The sequence below is a fragment of the Romboutsia sp. D33t1_170424_H2 genome (assembly GCF_015669105.1).
In the GTDB taxonomy this organism is placed as follows: Bacteria; Bacillota; Clostridia; order Peptostreptococcales; family Peptostreptococcaceae; genus Romboutsia_C; species Romboutsia_C hominis.
This window is the reverse complement of sequence record NZ_JADOZQ010000006.1, coordinates 71,958-93,985: the sequence shown is the minus strand read 5'-3', so window position 1 is coordinate 93,985 and position 22,028 is coordinate 71,958. Positions and strand designations below refer to the sequence as shown.

Genomic DNA, 22,028 nt, shown 5'->3' with positions numbered 1-22,028 from the left:
AAAATGATAATATACTACATATAGTATTTTAACCTAAAATGTACAGAAAATCATAGCATAAATGAAAAAAGAGGTGAAATAATTGAAAATTTTATTAACAACGTTAAATTCAAAATTTATACATACAAATTTAGCAATAAGATATTTAAAAGAGTTTGTAAAAGACTTAGTAGAAGTAGATTTAAAAGAATATACAATAAATAATGATTTAGATTATATATTAAAAGATATACACAAACATGATTATGATGTAATACTATTTTCAACTTATATATGGAACGTAAACGATATAGTTAGATTATGCCATAATATAAAGAAAGTAAAGCCAAGTATAAAGATAGCTCTAGGTGGGCCAGAGGTAACTTATGATAGCGAAAGCTTTATGGAAAAGCACTCATTTGTAGACTATATACTTTATGGAGAGGGAGAATTAGTTTTTAGAGATTTAGTAATGTATCTAAAAGGACAAAAATCTTTAGAATATGTAGAAGGTATAGTTTATAGAAATAACGATGAGATAGTTGTAACTAAACCTAAGGAATTATTACAAAATCTAGATGAAATACCTAGTCCTTATGATCATTTAAATCCAGCAGAATATGAAAATAGAATTGTTTACTATGAAACATCTAGAGGGTGTCCTTTTAATTGCCAATACTGCTTATCTTCAACACTTGAAGGATTAAGATATTTTAGTATAGATAGAGTAAAAAAAGATTTAAAGGCATTAATAGATGCAAGGGTATCTCAAATAAAGTTTATAGACAGAACTTTCAATGCTAACAAGAAGTTTGCACAAGAAATAATGAATTTCCTTATGGAAAATGACAATGGTTATACAACATATCATTTTGAAGTCACAGCACACTTATTAGATGAGGAAACATTAAACTTCTTAAAAGATTGCAAAGAAGGGTTATTCCAATTTGAAATAGGAGTACAAAGTACAAACCAGAAAACTCTTGATGCAGTTGGAAGAAGAGATGATTTTGAAAAATTATCTTATGCAGTTAAAAAAGTAGCATCGTATAGAAATATACATCAACATTTAGATTTAATAGCGGGACTTCCATATGAAGATTATGCAAGCTTTGAAAATTCATTTAATGATGTATTTAATTTAGGTATAGAGCATATACAATTAGGGTTCTTAAAGATGATAAAAGGAACTGGTATAAGAAATACTGCAAAAGAACATGGATATAGATACAAAGATTATACACCATATGAAGTATTATATAATGATTATATAAGTTATAGCGAAATGATAAAGTTAAAAGATATAGAAGAAATACTAGAAAGATACTATAACTCTAAAAACTTTGTATTGTCAATGAGATACATAATACATAATTATTATGAGCAAAGTCCATTTAAATTCTTTGAAGAATTTGCAACTTACTTTGATGAAAATGGGTATTTTGATGTAGCACAAGGTAAGAATCAATTATATAAAATATTATTAGATTTCTACAACGATAAGATAAATGATAAAAATGAATTATTTAATGATATATTAAAGTATGATTATATATCATTAGGTAAAACTTCAAATTTACCTCAAATATTCAATAAAGAAGATGTAGAAGATTTTAAAAATAGATGTCATATGTTCTTACAAAATGAAGATAACATATTAAAATATATACCACAGTTTGAAAATAAACCAGCTAAGCATATAATAAAATATGTTCATTTTGAACCATTTAGATTCGATATATTAAAGTTAAAAGAAGATATACATGCTGATATAAAAGAGATAAAAAATATAATTTTATTTGTCTATGATGATGATAACAAAGTTTTTGAAAAGTCAAAGTCATATAGTGTTAACATATAATATTAAATGCTAATTATTACATATTGGTATTATATATTATGAAAACATATCACATAAATTTTTAATGGGTATAAACATTAATAGATTAAAAATTATTATGTGAAGTTACAAAGGAGGAAAAGATGAAGTTTAAAATAGAGAAGTATTTATTAAAGAAAACAGAAGAATTATCTTTTATAACTATAAAACATGGTGGAGAATTTAACTTAGAAGGTTACACTATACCTAAGGGTGGATTAGATGTACCTATAAAAAATGAGGTATTAGTTAAAGGAATAAAAGAAAAGACAGCGCAAGATAAGATAAATACAATGTCTATAGCAGATGCTATGATATATATAATGGGTATTGATAGCCAATTTAAGTATAATGAAGAATACAGAAAATTTTTAGATGCTTTTAGCAAAAAAGTAAATATAAATATAAAAGAATATATGGGCTATATGTCTAAAAAATACTTTGATATTGGTGAGATAACTGATTCGTTAATATACTTAAAAGCTATGATAAGTATGTATCCAAATGACATAGATGGATTATATCATTATTCAATAGTTTGCCAGGAACTAGCAAAGCAGTATCAAAAAGATATGGACAAAGAAGCTATGAATAAGTTTTTATTAGAAGCCTTAGAAAAGTTGGAAATGGTTATACAATTAGATGAAAACTTTGCTTTAGCTTACTATCATTTAGGATATCATTACTACAATCAAGGTCAATATTTAAAGGCTAGAGTTATATGGGAAGAAGCACAAAAATTAGGGTTAGATGCAGACTTAATGGCAGAGGTTCAAGAAAATATAGGAAAGATGGACTTTAAAGTTCAATATGAAGAAGGTTATAATTTAGTATTCCAAGGAAAATGTGAAGAAGGACTAGAAAAATTATTACCTCTTGAACAAGATCATCCTGATTGGTGGAACTTATTATTTATGATAGGATTAGCTTATAAAAATATGGGTGAATTTGAAGAAGCTAAGAAATATTTTGAAAAAATACTTATAACTAAACCACATCAAGTAGATACAATGGTTGAACTAGGCCTTTGTGAAGCTAGTATGTTCAATATAGATAAAGCTATAGAACACTTTGAACAAGCAGCTAAAATAAAAGAAGATCCAGAAATATTATGCAATTTAGGGATGGCATATCTAAACAAAGGTGATATAGATGATGCTATATATTATATAGAAAGAGCTTATGAATTAGATCCACAAGATGAAATTACAGTGGCATGTTTAAGAGAACTTGATAAATATAGATAAAAAATAAGTTAAAATTTACTATAAAAAAATCTAAAATTGACTTTAACTAAATTAAAGGGTATAATAAATCACTGAGATTATATAATTATATTCAAAAGTTAAAATTAGGAGCGAAGAAGTATACCTTGTATATGGGCACTTGAGGTATATGGAGTTAATAGTGCAACCGACTATTCAGATAATATTTAAATATTATTCGAATAGTCTTTTTTATTTTAAGATACAAGTTTATTGATAAGACATTAATGAAAATTAAATGAAAGCTAACAATTTTATATAGCATAAATGCGAACAAATTAAAATAATTAAAAGGACATAAATACATATAAGCTAAAAATAGGAATGAAGAAGTATACCTTGTATATGGGCACTTGAGGTATATGGAGTTAATAGTGCAACCGACTATTCAGATAATAAATCATTATTATCTTGAATAGTCTTTTTTATTTTAAAATAAAAGTTTATTGATAAGACATTAATGAAAATCAAATGAAAGCTAACAATTTTATATAGCATAAATGCACACAAAGCAAAATTATTAAAAGGGCATAAATACATATAAGCTAAAAATAGGAATGAAGAAGTATACCTTGTATATGGGCACTTGAGGTATATGGAGTTAATAGTGCAACCGACTATTCAGATAATAAATCATCATTATCTTGAATAGTCTTTTTTATTTTAAAATAAAAAGATTTAAAAAGGGTGGTGAAATTTATTGAAAAATAAATACAAGTTAGGAAAAAAAATAATATCGATACTTACGTCAGTACTAATGGTTATAAATGTGTTAATTAATACACATTTTGCGTATGCTGAAGAAGTTAAGACAGATAATCAAGGGGATACAATAGAAGTATCTATAACATGTGATAAAAAAGAGATTGAGCCTGGAGAAAAATTGAATTTTAAACTAGAGTATAAGGCTAAATATGGTCCAGGGAGTATAAAACCAGGTGATACTATAGAATTTGAAATGCCTAGTTGGCTTGAAAGATTTAGCTTTAAATTCCCCCCAGAGCATTTTAAAAGTGTACAAATGGAAGGTAATAAAGTAGTAGCAACTTTTGGGGATGATGTTTATGATGCAATAGGAGGATATGTTAATGTATCAGCATATGCAGATAAAACGGAAGAAGTAGATAATCAGAAGATAGAGGTATGGGTTGATGGAAAACCAGTTACTAGCATAGAAATAGCTATAAAACCATCTAATGAAACAGAGCCTATAATAGATAGACAGATTCTTAAAACTATAAATAATTATGACCATGTAGATTCAGATGGAAATACGGTAGGAAATATATATTATCCAGTACTAGGAAAAACTCAACAATATAGAGTATATGTTAATGAGAAATTTTCAAATATATCAAATGCAGTATTAACAGATAATATGCCTGAAGGAATGGAGCTTATACCAAGCTCTGTAAATGTAATTAAAATAGAAAGAGATAGCGCAGAAACAGATGTCACAGATAGCTTAAATATAAGCAAATCATCTAATAGGCTTAGTATAAACTTTGGAAATATTAAAGATAAATATATTGTAACTTATAAGACAAAGATTACTCAAAATTTGAGTTCTTATAAGAATACAGCAGTATTTAATAAAAGCGATGGTAAGTTAAATAGTACTGTTATATTAAAACAAAAAAATGAAGCAAAAGATGTTATAAGTAAGTATAGTTATACTTCTGCTAAAAATTCAGAAGGTAAAAATGTAGCATCTATGAACGAAAATGTAAGATATAGAATAGATATTAATGAAAATAGGTCAAATCTTAAAAATGTAACTTTAAATGACTTTACACCTAAAGGAATGGAACTTTTAAAGGACAGTATAAGTATAGGTAAATACAATAAAGATGAAAGCTTTGAGTGGGTAACAGATCAATTTAAAGATAAAATAAACACTAATAATGGAAATTTAACTATAAATTTTGGAAACGTAGATGATTACTATATTGTTTGTTACGACATGAAGATTACAAATGTTGAAGATTCATACTCAAATACTGCAAAGTTATCATACAATGGAACTAGAAATAGTGTTGATGATACGGTTAAATATGAATACAATGCAGGAGCTATAAATGCTCACAAATCTGTTGATAAGACTAAATTAGAAAAAGATGATGACCAAAGTGTTGTATATTCTATAAACTTTGAGAGTTTTGGTGTATTCCAAAAGGGATATATAGATTTAGTAGATAAATTAGATCCGAACGTAAAGATCGTAAAAGTTGAAGTTCCAGATGCTTTTTCTAGTAAAATAGATAAAGCAAATAATACAGTCAATATTATCAATGATAAGGGACAAATAAATTACAAAGAAAATTTAGAAGTAAAAATATATACTGATTTTAGCAATGTAAAAGATGGAACAACTGTATCAAATATAGCTAAAATAAATGGTAATCCAAGTAATAAAGTTGAAACTAAAAAGGGATATGCTTTTGAAGCTATTAAAGTTGATAGTGAAAATAAGGAAAGTAAGCTTAGTGGAGCTATATTTAATCTAAAAGATTCTAATAAGAAAGTTATAGGAAAATTAACTAGTGATGAGAATGGATTAATTAAATCAGATGTAGATAATGTAGGAACATATTATTTACAAGAAGTAAAAGCTCCAGAGGGATATTCAGTAGATGGAAAAGACATAAAGTTTACTATAGAAAAAAGTGATATAGGAACTGTTAAAAATATAGGAACTATAACAAATGAGAAAACAAATGGAGAAGTAGAAATAAAGAAAGTAGATAAAGATAATACAAGTAAAGTGTTACCAGGAACAGAGTTTGAAATACAAATACAAGATGGGCAAAAGGTAACAACGATAATAACTGGAAAGGACGGAATAGCAAGAGCAAGTCTAAAGCCAGGAAAGTATAAAGCAGTAGAAACAAAAGCATCCAAAGGATATATATTAACAAATGAAGTACAAAACTTCGAAATAAAGTTTAATCAAAAGGAAGATGCAAAATTAGTATTTGAAAATGAGAAGCAAGAAATTCCTACTGAAAAAATTAACAATAAGTTAAATGAATCAGAGAATAAATCAAGTGGAGAAGTAGAAATAAAGAAAGTAGATAAAGATGATACAAGTAAGGTGTTACCAGGGACAGAGTTCGAAATCCAAACACAAGATGGGAAAAAGGTGACAACGATAATAACTGGAGAAGACGGTATAGCAAGAGCAACTTTAAAGCCGGGAGAATATAGAGCAGTAGAAACAAAAGCATCAGAAGGATATGTATTAACAAATGAAGTACAAAATTTTGAGATAAAGCCTAATCAAAAAGAAAATATAAAATTAGTTTTTGAAAATAAGAGGGAAGAATTGCCTGTAAAAGATACTAATAATAAGCAAAGTGAATCAGAAGATAAATATAATAATGATAATAAAGTAGTAGATGAAAAAACAAATGGAGAAGTAGAAATAAAGGAAGTTGATAAAGACAATCCAAGTAAAATGTTGCCAGGAACAGAGTTTGAAATCCAAACACAAGATGGAAAAAATGTGACAACAACAACAACTGGAAAAGACGGAACAGCTACAGTAAGTCTAGAACCAGGCAAGTATAAAGCAGTAGAAACAAAATCATCAGAAGGGTACCCATTAACAAATGAAGTACAAAATTTTGAGATAAAGTCTAATCAAAAAGAAAATGTAAAATTAGTTTTTGAAAATGAGAAAGATGAAGTGTCTGAAAAAAATACTAATAGCAAGACAAAGGAATTAGAGCATAAATATAATAATGATAATAAAGTATTAGATAAAACTACTAATACTCCTAAAACAGGAGAAGAATCTATAATAGGATATACTGCATTAGTTATATTAGCTTTAGTGGGGATTGTATTTATAAACAAGAGAAAGTAAATAAAAAAATAGTATTAGTGTATTATGCTAATACTATTTTTTTAATTTTATAGAATATTTAGACTATACTACTAGAAAACTATTTTAGTACTAAATGTGATATTATTTAAATATATATAACAAGGGGGAGTATGAGATGATAAAAGATTTACACGATATGTTAGACAAACTAAAGCAAGAAGAAAAAGTAATACTTTCAGTTGCAGCAGCAGAAGATAGAGAAGTTTTATTAGCTATAAAGGATGCAGTTAATAAAGAAGTTATACAACCTATATTAGTAGGACAAGCAGATAAAATAAAGTCTATATCAAATGACATAAACTTTGAGTTAGAAGGTATAACTATAATAGACTCGCCAAGTATAGAAGAAAGTGCAAAGATTGCCGTAGAGTTAGTGTCTAAACAAGAAGCTGATTTTGTTATGAAGGGATTACTTGATACATCAATACTATTAAAGTCAGTGCTCAATAAAGAGTATGGACTTAGAACAGAGAGTTTACTTAGTCATGTAATGATATATCAACTTGAAAACTACCATAAGCTTTTAATATTAACAGATGGCGGAATGAACATATCTCCAGATTATGAACAAAAAGAAAAAATACTAAAAAATGCAATACAAGCGGCAAAATGTTTAGGTGTGGATGAGATAAAGGTAGCATGTTTAGCAGCAAAAGAAAAAGTAAATCCAAAAATGCAAGCTACAGTAGATGCTAGACTATTACAAGAAGCTTGTAAAGAAGGTAAATTTGGAGAAGGCGTTATAGTCGAAGGTCCGCTTGCATTTGATTTAGCTATATCAAAAGAAGCAAGTGAAGTAAAAGGATTTAAAAGTGAAGTAAGTGGAGATACAGATATATTATTAGTTCCAAATATTGAAGTTGGAAATGGAATAGGAAAATCATTTACATATATGGCGAATGCGAAATCAGCAGGAATTATAATGGGAGCAAAAGCCCCAGTAGTATTGGTATCAAGAGCAGATAGTCATGAATCTAAGCTATATTCTATAGCATATGGAGCACTTATTGCCAAGAGCATGAAATAATATATACAAATAATGTAAACAATATTATAATATAAATAGGTAAACGTTTTTAGAAAAATTCAAATTAATAAAAATTTTAAATTAATATATATTTTTCAATAGATAATATGGGGAAAATATAAAATATACTTCTTATATAAAACTTTATACAAGAAGTATATTTTATATAAAAAAATAACTTATATTGAGCAAACTAATTTTGTTAAAAAAATATTTAAAAGAATACCAAATTAACAAAATTTAGTATATAATCAAATTAGGGAATCAATAACTTTAGTCTTACAATGGACATAATTTTTTATCACCTCTAGGATTAAAAATCAAGGAAAAAGGGGATAGGAATATGGATAAAAAAATGATGACTATCGATTTGAACAGTCAAGCTATGTTAGATAAGGCGGCAAAAGATGGTGTAGAAACTATGTATGATAGAAAGCTTTCTATGAAGGCTCAATGTGGATTTGGTCTTCAAGGAACTTGTTGTAGAATATGTGCAGCTGGACCTTGTAGAATAACTCCTAAAACTCCACTTGGATTATGTGGAGCTGATGAGCATGTAATAGTAGGTAGAAACTTTGCTAGAATGGTTGCAGCGGGGACTGCAGCTCACTCTGATCATGCAAGGGGTATAGCTCATACATTATCTTTATCTAGCAGAGATGGAAACTACACTATAAAAGATGAAGTTAAATTAGTTAATTTAGCTAAAGAATGGGGAGTAGAGACTGAAGATCGAGATATATATGATATAGCTCATGAAGTTGCAGATATAGCTTTAATGGAGTTTGGTAAACCACATGGAGTATTAAACTTCTTAAGTCGTGCTCCAAAGCAAAGACAAGAAATATGGAAAAGATACGCAATAGAACCAAGAGCTATAGATAGAGAAATAGCCACAATAATGCACTCAACTCATATGGGATGTACAGCTGATATAGATAGTTTAATAAACTTATCAATGAGAACTTCATTATCAGATGGATGGGGTGGATCAATGATAGGAACTATATTCAGTGATATACTATTCGGAACACCAACAGTTAGACAATCAGAAGCAAATCTAGGAGTATTAGAAGATAATAAAGTAAACATAATATTACATGGACATGAGCCATCATTATCAGAAATGATAGTTTTAGCATCTGAAGATCCAGAATTAGTAGCATTAGCTAAAGAAATGGGAGCAGATGGAATAAACTTAGCTGGTATGTGTTGTACTGGTAATGAGGTTACAATGAGACATGGTGTAAGAACTGCAGGAGACTTCCACCAACAAGAGTTAGCTATCGTAACAGGTGCTGTAGAAGCAATGATAGTTGACGTTCAATGTATATTCCCTGCATTAGCAAAAGTCGCAGAATGTTATCACACTAAATTCATAACAACATCTCCAAAGGCAAAAATAGCAGGATCAACTTATATAGAATTCACAGAAGAAACAGCTCTTGATGATGCCAAGAGAATAGTAAGAGAAGCTATACTAAACTTCAAAAATAGAGATAAAGAAAAAGTTGAAATACCACAGTTAAAATCTTCAACAACTGTAGGATTCAGTGAACAAGCAATAATAGGTCAATTAGATAGAGTTGTAAACTCTCAAATAGATCAAGCGGGAACTGTTAAACCATTAGTAGACTGCTTAAAATCAGGAGTATTAAGAGGGGTAGTTGGTGTTGTTGGATGTAACAATGCAAGAAGTACTTCAAATAAAGCTCATGTTACTATAATGAAAGAATTAATTAAAAACGATATACTTGTAGTTACTACAGGTTGTGGTGCTTCAGCTGCTGGTAAATTTGGACTATTAACTAAAGAAGCTAGAAGTATGGCTAGTAAGGGGCTTGCAACAGTTTGTGAGTTAGTTGATATACCTCCAGTAATACACTTAGGTTCTTGTGTTGACTGTAGTCGTATATTATCTGTAGTGTCAGAAGTTGCTAAGTTCTTAGATATGGATATGTGTGATATTCCAGTAGCAGGTGTAGCACCAGAATGGATGTCAGAAAAAGCTGTTGCTATAGGTACTTATGTTGTAGCATCAGGGATAGATACATACTTAGGAATTATGCCTCCAGTTGCTGGTTCTGACAAAACTGTTGAGATATTGACTCAAACATTACAAGATTCAGTAGGAGCTACATTCAAGGTAAATGAAAATCCTGAAGAATTAGCTCAAATGATAATACAAGATATAGAAAAGAAACGTGTTCATTTTGAAAAATTAGTAGAAGAAAAAATGAATGAAGAAGCTACTGTTGAAGCTTAATAATGCAAAATAAGTAATAATTATTTATTAGTCTAAAAACGATAAGTGGATATAAATATAACAAATATCTACTTATCGTTTAATATAAATAAAAGACTAAAAATAATTAAATTTAAATAAATGTAGACATACAAAGGGATTGACCAGATTTAAATAAAGAAAAACAGAAATAAACATTAAAAAATAAAGTAACTAATGACAAAAGGTGGTATAATATGAAAATAGCAATAACAGGTAAGGGCGGAGTAGGTAAAACAACTTTTTCTTCAATGCTATCTAGAATGTTTGCAGAAGATGGATATAGAGTACTAGCAGTTGATGCTGATCCAGATGCAAACTTAGCTTTAGCACTAGGATTTCCAAGAGAAGTCTATGAGTCAATAGTTCCAATCTCAGAAATGAAAAAACTTGTTTCAGATAGGACTGCTGCATCAGTAGGATCATTTGGAAAAATGTTTAAAATGAATCCTAAGGTAGATGACATACCAGAAAATTTATGTAAAGAACATAATGGAGTAAGGCTACTTACATTAGGAACAGTAGATTCTGGTGGTAGTGGATGTGTTTGTCCAGAACATGTACTACTAAAAAGGCTATGTTCACACTTAATATTACAAAATAAAGATGTAGTTGTTATGGATATGGAAGCAGGTATTGAACATTTAGGGAGAGGAACAGCTGAAAGTGTAGATGCATTTATAGTAGTTGTTGAGCCTGGAGAAAGAAGTCTTCAGACCTATAGAAAAGTAAAAAAGCTAGGACAAGATATAGGAGTTAAAAAAGTATTTGTCGTAGGAAATAAAATTAGAAATAAAGAAGACGAGGAATTCATAATATCTAACCTAGAGGATGGGGAACCATTAGGATTTATATACTATAACCAAGATGTTATAGACGCAGATAGATCAAACAAATCTCCATATGACACAAGTGAAGAGACTAAAAATCAGATAAAAGCAATTAAAAACCATCTAGTTAAATTGCAAAATATATAACTGAAATGTCAAAAATCTAACTTTTAAGTGTCATAATAATTATGTTAAACACTATATGTATTTAAAACCATTAACTTTGTGGTATACATACATAGTGAAATATAAAATTATTAAATTTGTAGGAGGAGATTGAGTAATGGGATTTAAATCAGATATAGAAATAGCACAAGAAGCTAAGCCACAAGATATAAGAGAGATAGCTAAAAAATTAAATTTATCAGAAGATGATATAGAACTATATGGTAAATACAAAGCTAAAGTAGATTACAACTTATTAAAAAGAGACAATGGTGGGAAAAAAGCTAAATTAATATTAACTACAGCTATAAACCCAACTCCAGCAGGAGAAGGAAAAACTACTACAACTATAGGTGTAGCTGATGGATTAGCTAAATTAGGAGAAAATGTATTAGTTGCATTAAGAGAGCCTTCTTTAGGACCTGTATTTGGTGTTAAAGGTGGAGCAGCTGGTGGAGGATATGCGCAAGTTGTTCCTATGGAAGATATAAACTTACACTTTACAGGAGATTTCCATGCAATAGGAGCTGCGAATAACTTATTAGCTGCTATGCTTGATAATCACATCCACCAAGGAAATGAATTAGGAATAGACTCTAGAAGCATAACTTGGAGAAGATGTGTTGATATGAACGATAGACAACTAAGAAATGTTGTTGACGGTTTAGGATCAAGAGGTGATGGTGTAGCTAGAGAAGATGGATTTGATATAACAGTTGCTTCAGAAGTAATGGCTGCTTTCTGTTTAGCAAGTGATATAGTTGATTTAAAAGCTAGATTAGGAAGAATAATAGTTGGATACAACTTTAATGGAGATCCTGTAACTGCTGAGCAATTAAAAGCTAATGGAGCTATGGCTGCATTATTAAAAGATGCATTAAAGCCAAATTTAGTTCAAACATTAGAAGGAACACCTGCATTTGTACATGGTGGACCATTTGCTAATATAGCTCATGGTTGTAACTCTGTTATAGCTACAAGAATGGCTATGCACTTTGCTGACTATGTAGTAACAGAGGGAGGATTTGGTGCTGACTTAGGTGCTGAAAAATTCTTAGATATAAAATGTAGAATGGCTAACTTAAAGCCAGATGCTGTTATAATAGTTGCTACAGTAAGAGCATTAAAATATAACGGTGGAGTACCAAAAGATCAATTAAATAATGAAAACTTAGAAGCTTTAGAAAGAGGAATTCCAAACTTATTAAAGCATGTTGAAAATATAACTCAAGTATTTAAATTACCAGCAGTAGTGGCTATAAATGAATTCCCAACTGATACAGAAGCAGAAGTTAACTTAGTAAGAGCTAAATGCCAAGAACTAGGTGTTAACGTTGCATTATCTCAAGTATGGGCAAAAGGTGGAGAAGGTGGAATTGAGCTAGCTAAAGAAGTTATAAGATTAACTAGCGAGCCAAATGAATTTGAATTCTGCTATGAAGATGATTTATCAATAGAAGAAAAAATAAATGCTATAGCTACTAAGATATATGGAGCTGATGGTGTAGATTTTACTCCACAAGCTCAAAAAGAATTAGCAAAATTAGAAAAAATAGGATGCGGAAAAATGCCAATATGTATGGCTAAAACTCAATATTCTTTAACTGATGATCAGACTAAGTTAGGAAGACCAACAGGATTTAGAATAACAGTTAGACAATTAACAGTATCAGCAGGTGCTGGATTTATAGTTGCTTTAACTGGGCAGATAATGAAGATGCCAGGACTTCCAAAAGTTCCAGCAGCTGAAAGAATAGATGTTGATGAAAATGGAGTAATCTCAGGATTATTCTAATAAAGGAGAATGAAACAGTAGAGTATGACTATAGTCATACCCTACTGATTACATATAAAAACCTTAGATGATTCAAGGGGGAAGAAAATGAAAATATCAGAAAAAACTTGTGTTGAATTTGTAGAAGTTTTAGCTTCTAAATCAGCAGTACCTGGAGGAGGAGGAGCAGCTAGTCTAGTTGGAGCTATAGGAATGGCTTTAGGTAGCATGGTTTGTAACTTAACAATAGGTAAGAAAAAATATGCTGAATATGAAGAAAGCATAAAAGAAATCTTAGCTAAAGCAGGAGATATAGAAAAGAAATTATTAAGCATGATAGATGAAGATGCAGAAAACTTCTTACCTCTTTCAAAAGCTTACGGTCTTCCTACATCAACTGAGGAAGAAAAGAAGATAAAAGAAGAAACAATGGAGAAAGCTTTAAAGGTAGCTTGCGAAGTTCCAATAAATATAGTAAGAGTATGCTTTGATGCAATAAAATTACATGAAGATTTAGTAGATAAAGGTTCAAGACTTGCAATAAGTGATGTAGGTGTTGGAGTACAATGTTTAAGAGCTGCTATACTTAGTGGCCAATTAAATGTAGTAATAAATATTAATTCAATAAAAGACGAAGAATATGTAGCTAAAGTTAAAAATGAAGTTGATACTTTAGTTGAAGAAGGCGTAAAGATATGTGATGAAGTTTACGCTAAAGTTGAAAAAGCATTAGGTAAGTAATTATTTAAATAGAAATCAAGAATTACATAAAGTATATAAATATAAATTAATAGGGGGAATTGGATCCATGGAAACAACTATAACAAAAGGACAAATAATAAAAGGAAAGCCAGTTGCTGACCAAATAAGTGAAAACTTAATAAAAGAAGTTAATGAATTAGTTAAAGAGGGTATAAATCCTAAGTTAGCTATATTAAGGGTAGGTGCAAATGGAAGTGACTTAGCTTACGAAAGAGGAGCATTAAAAAGATGTGAAAGCATAGGAATACAAACTCAAGTTGTTGAATTACCAGAAGATGTAACTCAAGAAGAATACATAAAAACATTAAAGGGATTAAATGAAGATAAAAATGTTAATGGTATATTATGCTTTAGACCTCTTCCAAAGCAATTAGATGAAGAAGCTATAAAGTACATAATATCTCCAGAAAAAGACGTAGATAGTTTCAGCCCAATAAACTCTGCTAAAGTTATGGAAGGAGATAAAACTGGATTCCCTCCATGTACACCAACTGCAGTAGTTGAAATATTAAAGCACTATGGTGTTGAATTAAGTGGATCTAAGGTAGCTGTATTAGGTAGATCAATGGTTGTTGGAAAGCCTGCTGCAATGCTTTTATTAAATGAAAATGCAACAGTTACTATATGCCATTCAAGAACTAAAGATTTAGCTAAAGTAACTTCTGAAGCTGATGTATTAGTTGCTGCTGTTGGTAGAGCGAGAATGGTTAAAGAAGATTTCGTTAAAGAAGGAGCAGTTGTTATAGATGTTGGTATAAACGTAGATGCAGAAGGAAACTTATGTGGAGATGTTGATACTAACGCAGTACTTGATAAAGTATCTATGATAACTCCAGTTCCAGCAGGAGTAGGTTCTGTAACTACATCTATACTTGCTAAGCATGTAGTTAAAGCTTGTAAGTTACAAAACAACAAATAAGATAAGTTTTTAGGGGGAATAGAGATGATAGTTTCTGAAAATAAATCAATGCAAGAAATTTTAGGATTCTTAAAGAAAGCTCAAAAAGTTGTTATAGTTGGATGTAATGAATGTGCAGCTACTTGTAAAAGTGGTGGAGAAGAAGAAGTTTTAAAAATGAAAGAAGCTTTAGAGTCAGAAGGAAAAACTGTTTTAGGATACACTTTACTAGAACCTGCATGTAATCTTTTAAAATCTAAAAAGGATTTAAAAGTATTAAAAGAAGAATTAAAAGAAGCTGATGCTGTTTTATCTATGGCTTGTGGAGATGGAACTCAAACCATAGTTAAAAATATAAAGAAATTACCAGTATATCCAGCAAATAACACTATGTTTATCGGGGAAACAAAGAGAGTTGGAGAATTCGAAGAGTCTTGTAAGGCTTGTGGAGAATGTGAACTTGGATGGACTGGAGGAATATGTCCAGTAACTGTATGTGCTAAGGGATTAATAAATGGTGCATGTGGTGGAGCTAAAAATGGAAAATGCGAAGTTAGCCCAGAAAATGATTGTGCTTGGATAATGATATATGAAAAGTTAAAGGAATTAGATCAATTAGAAAATATGGTTGAGATGAGACCAATGAAGGATTATTCAAAGCAAAACAATCCAAGACACTTAAACTTAAAGAAAAAAGAAGAAGAAGCTTCAGCTGAGGCTTAGATCGTTTAAAAGGTTAAAAGGGGGATTTTTTCATGAGCTTATTAAGAGAAACATTAGAAAGTGGGAAGTTTGCAGTAACAACTGAAATGGCACCACCAAAAGGTACAGATCTTTCTCACTTAATAGAGTGTGCAAAACCATTAGTAGGAAGAGTTCACGCTGCAAATGTAACAGACTTCCAATCTGCAGTTATGAGAACTACTTCGCTTGCTACATGTAAATTATTAAAAGATGTAGGATTAGAACCAGTAATACAAATGACTGGTAGAGATAGAAATAGAATAGCAATACAAGGAGAAATGTTATCTGCTGGTGTATTTGGAATAAACAATATGTTAGCTTTAACAGGAGACCATACAGTAGTTGGAGATCATCCACAAGCTAAAGGAGTATTTGATTTAGATGCTGTTGGTATACTTCAAACTGCTGAAACTTTAATGAAGGGTACTGACTTAGTTGGTAACGCATTAAAAGGATCACCAGAATTTTTCTTAGGAGCTTCTGTTACTCCAGAATATGCTCCAATAGAAGTACAATTATTAAAAATGCAAAAGAAAATAAATGCTGGAGCTAAGTTCTTCCAAACTCAAGCTGTATATGATATAGAACATATGAGAGAGTTTAGAAAGTTAACTAGAGATATGGATTGCAAGGTATTAGCTGGTATAGTACCTTTAAAATCTCCAGGAATGGCTAAGTTTATGACTGCTAATGTTCCTGGTATATTTGTTCCAGATGATCAAATAGAAAGATTAAGAGCTGCAGGAAAAGAAAATTGGGTATCAGAAGGTATAAAGATGGCTGGAGAGTTCATAAGACAATTAAAAGAAGAAGATTTATGTGATGGTGTTCACATAATGGCTATAGGAGCAGAAGAAAATGTTCCAGCTATATTAGATGCTGCAGGTTTATAATATATAGATAAATAGCTATGTTGCTTAAGTTTTCTAACTTAAGTAACATAGTATAAATAGATTTTATTAACGGATATAAATGGGGGAAAAAATATGAAAATAGCAGTTGTAGGTGGTGGACCAGGAGGATACGTTGCTGCAATAAAGGCAGCTATGCTTGGTGCTGAAGTAACAGTAATAGAGAAAAAGAGAGTTGGAGGAACTTGCTTAAATGTAGGGTGTATACCAACTAAAGCATTATTAGCATCTTCTTCTATGTTAATGAATATAAAAGAAGCTAAAGATTATGGAATAAATATAGATGGTGAAATCAATGCAGATTTCAAAGCTATAATGGGAAGAAAAGATAAAATAGTAAACCAATTAATAGGTGGTATAGAATTTTTATTTGAAAAAAGAGGAGTTAACTTAGTTAATGGATTCGGAAAATTAGTAGATAAAAATACTATAGAAGTTACTAAAGAAGATGGAAGCTCAGAAATAGTTAAGGCTGATAAAATAATATTAGCTAACGGTTCTGTTCCAGTAGTTTTACCAATGTTCCCATATGATAAAAAGAGAGTTATAACTAGTGACGAAGTACTAGGACTTGAAGAATTACCAGAGTCTATGTTAATCGTTGGTGGTGGAGTTATAGGTTGTGAAATAGGTCAATTCTTAAGAGCTTTAGGAACTGAAGTAACTATAGTTCAAAGAGGAGATCAAATATTACCTTTTGAGGATAAAGATGTAGCAAAACAGTTGCAGAGACAGTTTAAAAAGGATAAAATTAAAGTGTTAACAGATAGTGGAGTAGAGAAATGTGAAGTTGTAGAAGATGGGGTTATATCTACACTTTCAAATGGAAAAGAGATAAAAACACAATATGTTTTAATGGCAATAGGTAGAAAACCAAATCTTGAAGGTTCTGGAATAGAGGAAATAGGTATAGAGCTTAATAGAGGTAAGATTGTAGTAGATGAAAACTTACAAACTAATATAGAAGGTATATATGCAATAGGTGATTTAATAGATACACCATTCTTAGCACATGTTGCTTCTAAAGAGGGTATAGTAGCTGTGGAAAACGCTTTAGGCAAATCTAAAACTGTTGATTATACAGCAGTTCCAAGATGTGTATATACAGAGCCAGAGCTAGCTGCTGTTGGGAAAACAGAAAGACAATTAGAAGAACAAGGTATAGAATATCATGTTGGTAAGTTTGAATTTAGAGGATTAGGTAAAGCTCAAGCTATGGGTCACTTCCAAGGATTTATAAAGGTTCTTGCAGATAAAGAAGACAAAATAGTTGGAGCATCTATAGTAGGTCCTCATGCTACAGACCTATTAACAGAATTATCTCTTGCAGTACACTTAGGATTAACAGTAGAGCAAGTAGGAGATGTTATACATGCACATCCAACATTATCAGAAGGGTTAATGGAAGCTCTTCATGATGTACATGGAGAATGTGTTCATGCAGCTCCTAAATTAGCAAAAGCATAAGATAAAAACAGAGTAAAGGGGAAAAGCTCTGTTTTGACAAATAAAGGGGGAAATCTTGGTATGGGATATAACATAGCAGTAGCAGGAAAAGGTGGAACTGGTAAGACTAGTCTTACAGGGCTTTTAATTAATAATTTAGTAAGTAATAAAAAAGGACCAGTATTAGTTGTAGATGCAGATGCTAATGCTAACATAAATGAAGTATTAGGTATAGATGTTGAAGATACGATAGGGTCTATAAGAGAAGAAGTAAATCAAAGGGAAAAACAAGGTAATGCTTTTCCAGGAGGAATGACTAAGGCTCAATATTTACAATATAGATTAAATACTTGTATGTCAGAAGGCGAAGGATATGACTTAATAGTAATGGGAAGATCTGAGGGTGAAGGTTGTTATTGTTATGTTAATGGGATATTAAGAGAGCAAACAGACAAACTAGCAGATTCTTACGAATATTTAGTTATAGATAACGAAGCTGGAATGGAACATTTAAGTAGAAAAACTACTAAGCACATAGACAAATTGCTATTAGTTAGTGATTGTTCTAGACGTAGTGTTCAAGCTGTTGCTAGAATAAGAGATTTAGCTAGGGAATTAAAGCTAAGTGTTTCAGATATATATTTAATTGTAAATAAAGTTCCAAATGGAATATTAAATGATGGGATAAAAGAGGAAATTGAAAAGCATAATCTAAGTCTTATAGGTGTAGTACCTATGGATGAAATGATATATGAATATGATTCTAATGGTATACCTTTAGTAGAATTACCAAAAGAATCAAAAGCTAAAGTTGCTATAAATGATATAGTAACTAAATTAGAATTAAAATAGGCTTAAGGGGGAGTAAACTATGGCATTCAAGATGTCTGTTCAAAAGTATTCTGGTAAAATATCAGAAGTAGAAATAGGGACAGGAGAAAAAGCGATAAAAATAGGTGGAGAGAATATTCTACCATTTTATAACTTCGATGGGAATGGTGGAAATACTCAAAAAATAGGAATAGAAATAACTGACATATATCCAGAAGGATGGAGCGATGCTTTTAAAGAAATGTATAAAGATGTTTGTGATTGTCCAGTTAAGTGGGCTAAGCATGTAGAAGAAAATACAAAAGCAGACTTTATATGCTTAAAGCTTGAAAGTGCAGATCCAAATGGATTAGATAAAACTCCAGAAGAGTGTGCTGAGGTAGCTAAAAAAGTTGTTGAGGCTGTTAGTGTACCAGTAATTATAGCTGGATGTGGAAACCATGAAAAGGATGCTAAGTTATTTGAAAAAGTAGCGCAAGCAGTAGATGGGCATAATTGTTTATTCTTATCAGCTACAGAAGACAACTACAAGGCAGTAGGGGCTGCGGCTAGTATGGCTTATAGTCATAAAGTGTCTGCTGAGTCTTCAGTTGATATAAACCTAGCTAAACAATTAAACGTATTATTAGGACAATTAGGCGTTAAATCTGAAAATATAGTTATGAACATAGGTTCATCAGCTGTAGGATATGGATATGAGTATGTTGCATCAACTATGGACAGAATCAGACTTGCTGCATTTGGTCAAAATGATAAAACATTACAAATGCCAATAATAACTCCAGTTTCAAAAGAAACTTGGAATGTTAAAGAATCTATAGCAAGTGTTGAAGATGAACCAGCTTGGGGATGTGTAGAAAAAAGAGGTATAGCAATGGAAATATCAACTGCTGCAAGTGCATTAGTTGGTGGATCAAATGCAGTTATACTTCGCCATCCAGAGTCAGTAGAAACTATAAAAGAATTAGTTAGCGCATTAGCTTAATAAATTGTAAGGTTAGGGGGAAAAAATCATGGCATTAAAAGCTTTAGATATATTCAAATTAACACCAAAGAAAAACTGTAAGGACTGTGGATTTCCAACTTGTATGGCTTTCTGTATGAAAGTTGCATCAGGAGCAGTAGAGGTAGAAAAGTGTCCACATATGTCTGATGAGGCATTAGCAAAATTATCAGAAGCAACTGCACCATTAATGAGAGGTGTAAAAGTTGGAGCTGGAAATTCTGAATATGAATTAGGAGCAGAAACTGTATTATTTAGACATGAAAAAACATTAGTAAATAGAAATAGATTTGCAGTAGCATTCTGTGAATGTATGACTGATGAGCAAGTAGATGCAAAACTTGCTAACATGAAAGCTGTTGACTACGTAAGAATAGGTGAAGAAATGAGAGTTGAAATGGCTCTAATAGAATACTTTGAAAATAAAGAAGGATTCTTAAGGGTAGTTAACAGAGTTAAAGATAGCGGATTAGATTTAGCTTACATATTAGTATGTGAAGATGCTGAAGTTGCTAAAGAAGCTGTTGAAATATTAAAAGATAAAAAACCAGTAGTATACGGAGCTACTAAAGACAACTATCAAGCTATGATAGATGTAGTTAAAGGAGATAAGTTAGCTTTAGGTGTTAAAGCATCTAGTTTAGAGGAATTGTACTCTACAGTAGAAGCTATACAAGCTGCAGGATATAGAGAATTAATATTAGATGTAACAGGAGAAAATATAAAAGATACATTTACAAATGCTGTTCAAGTTAGAAGAATAGCATTAAAAGAACAAGACAGAACATTCGGATACCCATCAATAGTATTTGCAAATAAATTAGCTAAAGAAAATCCTAATATGGAAGTTGCTTTATCATCTGTATTCACAGTTAAATACGGTTCTATAATCGTAATAGATGATATAGACTATTCTAAAGCATTACCATTATTTGCTCTAAGACAAAACATATTCACTGACCCACAAAAACCAATGAGAGTTGAAACAAAAGTTTATCCAATAAATAATCCAGATAAGAATTCTCCAGTAATAGTTACTGTTGACTTCGCTTTAACTTATTTCATAGTATCGGGAGATGTAGAAAGATCTAAAGTTCCTGTACATTTAGCTATCCCAGATGCTGGAGGGTACTCAGTATTAACAGCTTGGTCTGCTGGTAAGTTTAGTGGAAGTTCTATAGCTAACTTCATAAAAGAATCTAATGTAGCAGAAATTACTGATAATAGAGATTTAATAATACCAGGTAAGGTTGCAGTTCTTAAGGGAGATATAGAAGAGGCATTACCAGGATGGAATGTAGTTATAGGACCTGAAGAATCTATGGAATTACCAAAGTTCTTAAAAGAATACAAAGCTAAGAAAGATGAAGCTTTAGCTAACGCGTAATATTAAAATCAATAACATATGCTAGTCAATGAACTACATATACTCAAATAGAGGTATATAGTGAATTGGCTAGTATAAAATTTAACGAAAAAGACTTTTAGAGTCTAATTAAGGGGGATAATTACTATGGAAAAGTTCATGATAATAGGGGAAAGAATACACTGTATATCACCAGTAATAAGAAAAGCATTAGAAGAAAGAAATCCAGAGCCAATACTTAAAAGAGCTAAAGAGCAATTAGAAGCAGGAGCTCACTATATAGATTTTAATATAGGGCCAGCTGAAAGAGATGGAGAAGAGTTAATGACTTGGGGAGTTCAATTACTTCAAAAAGAATTTAACAATGTTCCATTAGCATTAGATACTGCTAATAGAAAAGCTATAGAAGCAGGTCTTAAAGTTTACAATCCTATAAATGGTAAAGCTATAATAAACTCTGCAGACGCAGGTGGAAGAATAGATTTAATAGACTTAGCAGGAGAATACCAAGCTAAAGTAATAGCTTTATGTGCTAAAGAAGGTATACCAAAGGATAATGATGAGCGTATGGCTTACTGTCAAGAAATGTTAGAAAGAGGTTTAATGGCTGGATTAGAGCCAGAAGACATGTTATTTGACCCATTATGCTTAGTTATAAAAGGTATGCAAGATCAACAAATGGACGTTTTAGAATCTATAAGAATGATGACTGAAATGGGATTATTAACTACAGGTGGATTATCTAACGTATCTAATGGTTGTCCAAAGCATGTTAGACCAATACTTGATAGTACTTGGCTTGCAATGGCAATGGCAAATGGATTTAGTTCAGCTATAGTAAACCCATGTGACGAAGAAATAATGAGAACAGTAAAATCTTGTGACATAATAAGAAATGCCTCTTTATATGCTGACTCATATTTAGAGCTTAATGAAGGTGGATTTGCATTTAATGCATAATAAAGAAAAGAGATA

16 protein-coding genes and 3 riboswitches are annotated in these 22,028 nt (G+C 30.8%); all 16 genes read left to right on the top strand.

Going from position 1 to position 22,028, the window contains the following annotated elements:
• Window positions 1–82 precede the first annotated feature (82 nt).
• The 16 genes from I4U66_RS08910 (at window position 83) to acsE (ending at window position 22,013) form a co-directional block, all read left to right on the top strand.
• Window positions 83–1,840 (top strand): B12-binding domain-containing radical SAM protein, encoded by a 1,758-nt coding sequence (locus tag I4U66_RS08910; protein WP_195928769.1) that lies wholly within the window; start codon window positions 83–85, stop codon window positions 1,838–1,840.
• Window positions 1,841–1,962: 122 nt separating this feature from the next.
• On the top strand, window positions 1,963–3,105 hold the full coding sequence (locus I4U66_RS08905) for a tetratricopeptide repeat protein (protein WP_092923555.1): 1,143 nt from the start codon (window positions 1,963–1,965) through the stop codon (window positions 3,103–3,105).
• A 97-nt stretch (window positions 3,106–3,202) separates the two neighbouring features.
• Window positions 3,203–3,285: riboswitch (cyclic di-GMP riboswitch) on the top strand.
• A gap of 149 nt (window positions 3,286–3,434) precedes the next feature.
• Window positions 3,435–3,518: riboswitch (cyclic di-GMP riboswitch) on the top strand.
• Between the two features lie 149 nt (window positions 3,519–3,667).
• Window positions 3,668–3,751, top strand: a riboswitch (cyclic di-GMP riboswitch).
• Window positions 3,752–3,823: 72 nt separating this feature from the next.
• Window positions 3,824–6,991: a SpaA isopeptide-forming pilin-related protein gene (locus tag I4U66_RS08900; protein ID WP_195928767.1), complete on the top strand. Its 3,168-nt coding sequence runs from the start codon at window positions 3,824–3,826 to the stop codon at window positions 6,989–6,991.
• A 136-nt stretch (window positions 6,992–7,127) separates the two neighbouring features.
• Window positions 7,128–8,039, top strand: coding sequence for a bifunctional enoyl-CoA hydratase/phosphate acetyltransferase (locus I4U66_RS08895; protein ID WP_195928765.1), 912 nt, complete (start codon window positions 7,128–7,130; stop codon window positions 8,037–8,039).
• 343 nt (window positions 8,040–8,382) lie between these two features.
• A complete protein-coding gene (cooS, locus tag I4U66_RS08890; RefSeq protein WP_092923564.1) occupies window positions 8,383–10,305 on the top strand; it encodes an anaerobic carbon-monoxide dehydrogenase catalytic subunit in 1,923 nt (640 codons plus the stop codon).
• Between the two features lie 215 nt (window positions 10,306–10,520).
• The gene (locus tag I4U66_RS08885) at window positions 10,521–11,300 is read left to right on the top strand and encodes an ATP-binding protein (RefSeq protein ID WP_092923567.1); all 780 of its coding nucleotides are present in this window, start codon (window positions 10,521–10,523) and stop codon (window positions 11,298–11,300) included.
• A 136-nt stretch (window positions 11,301–11,436) separates the two neighbouring features.
• Window positions 11,437–13,113 (top strand): formate--tetrahydrofolate ligase, encoded by a 1,677-nt coding sequence (locus tag I4U66_RS08880; RefSeq protein ID WP_092923570.1) that lies wholly within the window; start codon window positions 11,437–11,439, stop codon window positions 13,111–13,113.
• A gap of 87 nt (window positions 13,114–13,200) precedes the next feature.
• A complete protein-coding gene (locus I4U66_RS08875; protein WP_092923574.1) occupies window positions 13,201–13,833 on the top strand; it encodes a cyclodeaminase/cyclohydrolase family protein in 633 nt (210 codons plus the stop codon).
• Between the two features lie 67 nt (window positions 13,834–13,900).
• On the top strand, window positions 13,901–14,773 hold the full coding sequence (locus tag I4U66_RS08870) for a bifunctional 5,10-methylenetetrahydrofolate dehydrogenase/5,10-methenyltetrahydrofolate cyclohydrolase (RefSeq protein WP_092923577.1): 873 nt from the start codon (window positions 13,901–13,903) through the stop codon (window positions 14,771–14,773).
• A gap of 24 nt (window positions 14,774–14,797) precedes the next feature.
• Window positions 14,798–15,475, top strand: coding sequence for a methylenetetrahydrofolate reductase C-terminal domain-containing protein (locus I4U66_RS08865; RefSeq protein ID WP_092923580.1), 678 nt, complete (start codon window positions 14,798–14,800; stop codon window positions 15,473–15,475).
• A 32-nt stretch (window positions 15,476–15,507) separates the two neighbouring features.
• Window positions 15,508–16,389, top strand: coding sequence for a methylenetetrahydrofolate reductase (locus tag I4U66_RS08860; protein ID WP_166506009.1), 882 nt, complete (start codon window positions 15,508–15,510; stop codon window positions 16,387–16,389).
• A 93-nt stretch (window positions 16,390–16,482) separates the two neighbouring features.
• Entirely contained in the window at window positions 16,483–17,874 is a 1,392-nt protein-coding gene (gene lpdA / locus I4U66_RS08855; protein ID WP_166506008.1) for a dihydrolipoyl dehydrogenase, read from the top strand.
• Between the two features lie 60 nt (window positions 17,875–17,934).
• On the top strand, window positions 17,935–18,705 hold the full coding sequence (locus tag I4U66_RS08850; protein ID WP_092923588.1) for an ATP-binding protein: 771 nt from the start codon (window positions 17,935–17,937) through the stop codon (window positions 18,703–18,705).
• 19 nt (window positions 18,706–18,724) lie between these two features.
• Complete coding sequence (acsD, locus tag I4U66_RS08845; RefSeq protein ID WP_092923591.1) at window positions 18,725–19,669, top strand: acetyl-CoA decarbonylase/synthase complex subunit delta; 945 nt, start codon at window positions 18,725–18,727, stop codon at window positions 19,667–19,669.
• 28 nt (window positions 19,670–19,697) lie between these two features.
• Window positions 19,698–21,074, top strand: coding sequence for an acetyl-CoA decarbonylase/synthase complex subunit gamma (gene acsC / locus I4U66_RS08840; protein ID WP_166506007.1), 1,377 nt, complete (start codon window positions 19,698–19,700; stop codon window positions 21,072–21,074).
• 126 nt (window positions 21,075–21,200) lie between these two features.
• Entirely contained in the window at window positions 21,201–22,013 is an 813-nt protein-coding gene (gene acsE / locus I4U66_RS08835; protein ID WP_166506006.1) for a carbon monoxide dehydrogenase/acetyl-CoA synthase methytransferase subunit, read from the top strand.
• Window positions 22,014–22,028: the final 15 nt, after the last annotated feature.

What these genes read in the sequence shown, in the direction of transcription:
- I4U66_RS08885 (WP_092923567.1), top strand. Translation starts at nt 10,521, where the DNA reads ATGAAAATAGCAATAACAGGTAAGGGCGGAGTAGGTAAAACAACTTTT.
- I4U66_RS08850 (WP_092923588.1), top strand. Translation starts at nt 17,935, where the DNA reads ATGGGATATAACATAGCAGTAGCAGGAAAAGGTGGAACTGGTAAGACT.
- I4U66_RS08865 (WP_092923580.1), top strand. Translation starts at nt 14,798, where the DNA reads ATGATAGTTTCTGAAAATAAATCAATGCAAGAAATTTTAGGATTCTTA.
- I4U66_RS08875 (WP_092923574.1), top strand. Translation starts at nt 13,201, where the DNA reads ATGAAAATATCAGAAAAAACTTGTGTTGAATTTGTAGAAGTTTTAGCT.
- I4U66_RS08905 (WP_092923555.1), top strand. Translation starts at nt 1,963, where the DNA reads ATGAAGTTTAAAATAGAGAAGTATTTATTAAAGAAAACAGAAGAATTA.
- lpdA (WP_166506008.1), top strand. Translation starts at nt 16,483, where the DNA reads ATGAAAATAGCAGTTGTAGGTGGTGGACCAGGAGGATACGTTGCTGCA.
- acsC (WP_166506007.1), top strand. Translation starts at nt 19,698, where the DNA reads ATGGCATTAAAAGCTTTAGATATATTCAAATTAACACCAAAGAAAAAC.
- acsE (WP_166506006.1), top strand. Translation starts at nt 21,201, where the DNA reads ATGGAAAAGTTCATGATAATAGGGGAAAGAATACACTGTATATCACCA.
- acsD (WP_092923591.1), top strand. Translation starts at nt 18,725, where the DNA reads ATGGCATTCAAGATGTCTGTTCAAAAGTATTCTGGTAAAATATCAGAA.
- I4U66_RS08880 (WP_092923570.1), top strand. Translation starts at nt 11,437, where the DNA reads ATGGGATTTAAATCAGATATAGAAATAGCACAAGAAGCTAAGCCACAA.
- I4U66_RS08895 (WP_195928765.1), top strand. Translation starts at nt 7,128, where the DNA reads ATGATAAAAGATTTACACGATATGTTAGACAAACTAAAGCAAGAAGAA.
- I4U66_RS08860 (WP_166506009.1), top strand. Translation starts at nt 15,508, where the DNA reads ATGAGCTTATTAAGAGAAACATTAGAAAGTGGGAAGTTTGCAGTAACA.
- cooS (WP_092923564.1), top strand. Translation starts at nt 8,383, where the DNA reads ATGGATAAAAAAATGATGACTATCGATTTGAACAGTCAAGCTATGTTA.
- I4U66_RS08870 (WP_092923577.1), top strand. Translation starts at nt 13,901, where the DNA reads ATGGAAACAACTATAACAAAAGGACAAATAATAAAAGGAAAGCCAGTT.